At 41.8% G+C, this 5,373-nt stretch carries 10 protein-coding genes; 7 read left to right on the top strand and 3 right to left on the bottom strand.

The genetic code is table 11. The features are described 5' to 3' along the window. Both AC1DWN_RS27235 and AC1DWN_RS27230 read left to right on the top strand, forming a co-directional pair. A partial coding sequence (locus AC1DWN_RS27235) for a LysR substrate-binding domain-containing protein (RefSeq protein WP_477562023.1) occupies positions 1-379 on the top strand: 379 nt, incomplete at its 5' end. 208 nt (positions 380-587) lie between these two features. Then, on the top strand, positions 588-1,244 hold the full coding sequence (locus AC1DWN_RS27230; RefSeq protein WP_477562022.1) for an SGNH/GDSL hydrolase family protein: 657 nt from the start codon (positions 588-590) through the stop codon (positions 1,242-1,244). A 310-nt stretch (positions 1,245-1,554) separates the two neighbouring features. On the opposite strand, the gene AC1DWN_RS27225 is transcribed toward AC1DWN_RS27230, so the two are convergent. Further along, positions 1,555-1,854 (bottom strand): hypothetical protein, encoded by a 300-nt coding sequence (locus AC1DWN_RS27225; protein WP_477562021.1) that lies wholly within the window; start codon positions 1,852-1,854, stop codon positions 1,555-1,557. Between the two features lie 235 nt (positions 1,855-2,089). On the opposite strand from AC1DWN_RS27225, the gene AC1DWN_RS27220 reads away from it, so the two are divergent. The 4 genes from AC1DWN_RS27220 (at position 2,090) to AC1DWN_RS27205 (ending at position 4,304) form a co-directional block, all read left to right on the top strand. After that, the gene (locus AC1DWN_RS27220) at positions 2,090-2,521 is read left to right on the top strand and encodes an SRPBCC family protein (RefSeq protein ID WP_477562020.1); all 432 of its coding nucleotides are present in this window, start codon (positions 2,090-2,092) and stop codon (positions 2,519-2,521) included. Then, positions 2,505-2,897: an ArsR/SmtB family transcription factor gene (locus AC1DWN_RS27215; RefSeq protein ID WP_477562019.1), complete on the top strand. Its 393-nt coding sequence runs from the start codon at positions 2,505-2,507 to the stop codon at positions 2,895-2,897. Before AC1DWN_RS27220 ends, AC1DWN_RS27215 begins: the two co-directional genes overlap by 17 nt. A gap of 114 nt (positions 2,898-3,011) precedes the next feature. Then, on the top strand, positions 3,012-4,073 hold the full coding sequence (locus AC1DWN_RS27210) for an MBL fold metallo-hydrolase (RefSeq protein ID WP_477562018.1): 1,062 nt from the start codon (positions 3,012-3,014) through the stop codon (positions 4,071-4,073). A 15-nt stretch (positions 4,074-4,088) separates the two neighbouring features. Next, positions 4,089-4,304, top strand: a complete 216-nt coding sequence (locus AC1DWN_RS27205; protein WP_477562017.1) for a DUF3006 domain-containing protein — start codon at positions 4,089-4,091, stop codon at positions 4,302-4,304. Between the two features lie 56 nt (positions 4,305-4,360). Here the strand turns inward: AC1DWN_RS27205 and AC1DWN_RS27200 are convergent, their stop codons facing one another. Further along, complete coding sequence (locus AC1DWN_RS27200) at positions 4,361-4,540, bottom strand: aspartyl-phosphate phosphatase Spo0E family protein (RefSeq protein ID WP_477562016.1); 180 nt, start codon at positions 4,538-4,540, stop codon at positions 4,361-4,363. A 161-nt stretch (positions 4,541-4,701) separates the two neighbouring features. Continuing rightward, positions 4,702-4,875, bottom strand: a complete 174-nt coding sequence (locus AC1DWN_RS27195; protein WP_477562015.1) for a YjfB family protein — start codon at positions 4,873-4,875, stop codon at positions 4,702-4,704. Between the two features lie 148 nt (positions 4,876-5,023). Here AC1DWN_RS27195 and AC1DWN_RS27190 point away from each other — a divergent pair, with 148 nt between their 5' ends. After that, a complete protein-coding gene (locus AC1DWN_RS27190) occupies positions 5,024-5,275 on the top strand; it encodes a DUF3892 domain-containing protein (RefSeq protein WP_477562014.1) in 252 nt (83 codons plus the stop codon). Positions 5,276-5,373 lie beyond the last annotated feature (98 nt).

Below are 5,373 nucleotides of genomic sequence, written 5' to 3'. Positions count from 1 at the left end.
GAGGAAGGAAGTCAGACTCTCAGAGCTTAGGAACGAGTTCTTCATTCTCTTTCGTCAGGAGTTCAACTTGCACGACAGAGTGAAGGATGCTTGTATCATGGAGGGGTTCGAGCCACAGATCGCATACGAAAGCTCACAATGGGATTTCATCTACGAACTGGTTTGCGCGGGTCAAGGAATTTCTCTACTTCCTGAAACAATTTGTGCCAAATTCGACTCTGATAAAGTTCATGTCATTCGAAAGATCGATCCGAGCATCCAGTGGGATATAGCGATTATTTGGAGAAAGAATGGTTATGTCTCCCATGCAGCATCGGGCTGGTTAGAGTTTGTTCAGAGGGAGATTGGAAAAACCAAGACAGAGGCCGAGCAGGGATGAGAAAAATATCCGTTCACCCTGAAATAATGCTTCTATAGGGAACGAAGTTTTGTGACGGAGTTTCGTTGTTATTCCTAAAAGAGACGTATAACATAAATTGTTTATGTCCACACAACCTGCGCATAGTAGCAATATTATAACTCTAAGAAGATGATAGTTAGTCAATTATTGTTGTATATATGTTTAAGCTTGGGGTGGTGATATTCTTATGATCTATACAGCTCTTGGAGATTCCATTACATTTGGGGAAAATGCATCCTCTTTCGCAAAGGCTTATCCACAAATAGCCGTGTCTACATTAAATTCTCAATCTCGTACCCGTAGGGTTACTGGATATGTATTGGCTCGTCCTGGTTGGAGCAGTCAGGATCTATTAAATGCCGTGACATGGGAAGGGTCCTCATTAATAAGTCATTCAGACGTTATTTCCGTTTGGGTCGGAGGAGTGGATTTATTGAATGCGGCACTGTTTGCACTTAAAAGCCAGCAACCATTAACTGCAATTGCAGGAAAAAGTATAAACAACTATAGACGAAATTTAAGCGCTCTTTTAACTCGAATAAAAAAAGAAAGCAATGCCAGAATCATTTGCTGTACGCAATACAATCCTTTTCCTAACAGTGCTCTATCTGTTCAGGCGATAGACCAATTAAATCACATAACGAAAGAGGTTGCCCAAAGTTTTGATGTAAATGTCGCTCCCGTTCATTCGTGGTTTGCTGGAAAACAAGAAGAACTTATTTACGGATATCGAAAAGGTAAGATTGAAGATGCGTTGAGTGGAACTCTACCCATACATCCCAATGATCGGGGACATCGAGCTATAGCAATGGGATTAGTTCCTTTTCTTCTCCCCCGTAAGTAAAATGAACCATTTATTATAAGAAAACCTATTGACTCTATTTCTAGTTATGCCGAATCCACGCGGTACTTCTTTCTTTAAGAACATTAATTAGTTAGGGAAGGGAGGTAATAAATACCTCCCTATTTACTTGCCAAACTTTATCGATGTTCTACCAGGTCTATTGCTCTAAGAACAACATGGGCAAGTCCAAAACCAATACACCAGAAGCAGAAACTACAGTACCAAGAACGGTTGGAATCAAGCCTTCTTCACGCACTTACAACACCGAAAAAAACTCGACAATCTCATCAATTCTTTTGAGCTTCTTAGTTTAGCAGAAGAAGCCTTGCGCCCCAAAACTGCGGTTACCTTGCGAGCCTCCAATGCGGTTTCCTGGAGACCCGCCGCTGCGGTTACCTTGTGAGCCTCCAATGCGGTTTCCTGGAGACCCGCCGCTGCGGTTACCTTGCGATCCGCCAATACGATTACCTCTCGATCCGCCGCTGCGGTTACCTTGCGACCCGCCACTACGGTTACCTCTCGAACCGCCGCTGCGGTTACCTTGCGACCCGCCACTACGGTTACCTCTAGACCCCCCACTACGATTACCTTTTGGACCTGGTCCTGGCATATGAACAACTCCTTCACTAGTAGAATCCTTATATGTTATGTAGTAGATCTATCAATTGTTATGGTTACACGCTTATTTAATAGATAGAGAGGTTTAATTGAGCAGATGCCGCTAGAAAGCGAATCGCGATTCATGCAGCTCAATGTTTTACTGTTGACATGAAACCATTAGGTTTCATATAATAATTGTACATGAAACCAAATGGTTTCTATTCATGACTAACGGAGGGAAATAATTGGACAACAATAACACAAAGAATACACTGACAGACATTCGTCAAACAGTGGAGCTGAATGCGCCGATCACGAAAGTATGGAAAACAGTTGCTACATCGGAGGGAATAGCGGCGTGGTTCATGCCAAATGACTTTAAGCCAGAGCTTGGCTATGAGTTCCACTTAGAAGCGGGACCATTCGGTCAGTCGCCATGTAAAGTAACAGAGCTTGATCCACCTAATCGACTGACTTTTGAATGGGGCAAGGACTGGACGCTGACGTTCGAATTGAAGGAGCTGGATGGAAAGACGGAGTTCACTCTGATTCATGGTGGTTGGGATGTCGACAAAGTTACTGAGTTTGGACAAGCTCATGAAGTTGTTCGTGACAGAATGTCCGGAGGTTGGGTAAATTTGCTGAAGGCGCTAGGTGCTTATGTCGAAGGCAAATAAAGCCGAAGTGGAACCAAAGCATGATGTGTTTCAGGCTATCGCTGATCCTACCCGCCGGAGCTTGTTGAAATTACTGATCGATCAAGAGATGCCGGTTAACGTAATTAGCGGACATTTTCCAATGAGTCGGACTGCTGTTTCCAAGCATTTGCGCGTGCTAGCGGAAGCAGGCCTGGTTAAGGAACGAAAGGTTGGTAGAGAAACGAGGTATCGTCTCGATGCTGAGCCGCTTCTCCAGTTGAAGCAATGGCTTTCCTATTATGAACGATATTGGGAAAATAAACTTGGCGCGCTTAAACGTCTTGTAGAGTCGGATGGAACGGAAGGAAACGAGTTTGAAGCTCCTCTAAAACTCGTCCCAGACAATGAAACTTGAATAGTTGGTTACGAGCTGTAAGCGTCATACTAGCGCTTATAGCTCGTTGGTCGTTGTCATGAACATTAGAAAATTTATGCAACTCAGAATATGTGGTAAAGTGAGGCAGCTAGAATGAAGCGACCGTTATCTATATTTACAATGATCATAGTAATTGCAGTAATTCTCTTCTATTTGGCTACGCAAGACAATACGAATACTGACACAATTACGAATATGGAAAGTGATGCCGTTAAAGTTCATTTCATCGACGTTGGTCAAGGAGCTTCGCAGCTAATCATAGGCCCAACAGGTAAAACGATTCTTATTGACGCTGGAAACAACAGTGAGGAAGAGAAAATGGTTGCATATATTAAAAATCAGAATATAAACAAAATAGATATTCTGGTCGGCACACATCCCGATGCGGATCATATTGGCGGTCTGGATGCTGTTATAGATAACTTTGACATCGGTAAAATATATATGCCAAGAGTAGCTTCAAATACGAAGACCTACGAGGATGTTTTATCGGCAATTAAAATGAAAAGTTTAAAAGTAACAACAGCAAAAGCTGGATTAACGCTTGATTGGGAAAATGATACCACTGTTCAAATGATTGCGCCAGTATCGACCTATGACGATACGAACGAAATGAGTGCTGTTATTAAGCTTACATACGGTAATACTTCATTCCTTTTAATGGGGGATGCAGAGGCAACGAGTGAAGCTGATATTTTGAAAACTGGCGTGGACATAAAGGCTGATGTATTGCTTATTGGTCATCATGGGTCTAATTCCTCTACATCAGTCAAATTTCTGAATGCTGTTGATCCTAATTATGCGGTTATACAAGTAGGACATAACAATTATGGACATCCAACAAGTGAAATTATAAAGCGACTATCGGATAAAAAAATAGATATTTATCGAAATGATACGCAAGGAAATATTATTTYCACAACAGATGGAGAAAAGATTGCCGTGACACCAAATAAAGGGGTATCGGATGCAAAAGCAAATAATTCCCTAACAAAACCGTCAGCAAAGCCATCAGATAAGCCAAAGAAGGATACAGTAACCTATGCAAGCTGCAGCGCTGTAATAGAAGCAGGGAAAGCTCCATTGCATAAAGGTGATCCGGGTTATAGCTTGAAGCTGGATCGTGACGGTGACGGGGTTGCCTGCGAGAAATAGGAAGGGGTCTCTGAAGTGAAAGGTATTGTTGATCGATTTGAAGAGCAGCATGTTGTGATCGAAATAGATKGCGAAGCAAAGGATTTCAAGAAAGATGAAGTGGATCCTCATGTGAAGGTCGGTGATTATGTCTGTTTAATTAATGCGGTATGGGTAACGGACACAGCAGAGACCAAAGAGCGGGAGAAGACGATCAAGAAATTGATGGATGATGTGTGGGAAGATGATTAAGTAAGAATTATTTTACAGCATTAAAGATGCGAGGTGGAGTGTTAGAATCGATAGGATCAACGCTCTTGAATATGGCCATTGCTTCTATTACAGTAAGCATATTTCATGAGCAACAAATCCAGCTCTTGACTGATTTTTACGACGGCTTTATCGGAAAAACTATTACTTGCCTCAAATGTTCGAATCATTTCTGCTCTCATATCTTCGATTTGTTGCGTACAAAGGCAGCTATTCATGACTATACCTCCATTTAACAATTGTTAATAAAAGGATATAGCAATGTTGTTAGAAAATAACCAAATGGTTATTAGTTTTTTGTTAGGTTATTGAACATCTTATTTAATGGTATAAAGGAAAATGTAAGCCCTCCTTAGCTTTAGCTTTGGAGGGCTTTCTTTTATACGCTAATATCGATACCTTGGCCTAAATGAGGCTGAGCTTCGCTTAACATTTTTACAAGATCTACACTTTGCTGTTGAGCTTGCGTTTGGGCCATTTGAAAAACTTTAATACCTACCGCCTGTGCTAAGCTTGCTTGACTCTTTGCGATTGACAATGCTGCTATATCCATGTGAATGAGACACCTCCTTCTTCTTTTATCGGTTTGATTCAGGATCTACTTCACTTTTTTATGAAATATTTATGGATTAGATCGTGTGCGATAGGGCATCATATAAATTGGTCAAAATTTCGCGTTAGTTGGAAGGAGCAAGCATCAAATGAGTGACTTATCAGGAGCACAGGATTCTAGAGAGCAGATTGTTGCGGTTCAGAAAAACGGAGACGGCGATTTGACAGCCTTTAAAACAACAAGCGGACGAGTACTAGATTATGAAACAGCACTGCAGGAGGTTCAGGCCGGTCATATTGCAGGAGTGAACGCGTTTAAAGGCCGAGATGGAGATACGTATATCCGCGGTGACGCTGACGGCGATCCGACGAACAATTTGGACCAGCTTCCAATCTTTTAGCAAGAAGACAACTGCGATCTACTATACCTATACAACAGTAAAAAAGCGCCGCATATTAATATGTTGGCGCTTTTTTTTGCTCCCTACACCACGTATCG

Source organism: Paenibacillus sp. P4_A7, assembly GCF_056402455.1.
The sequence above is the reverse complement of the archived record's forward strand: the minus strand, read 5'-3'. Positions and strand labels throughout refer to the sequence as shown.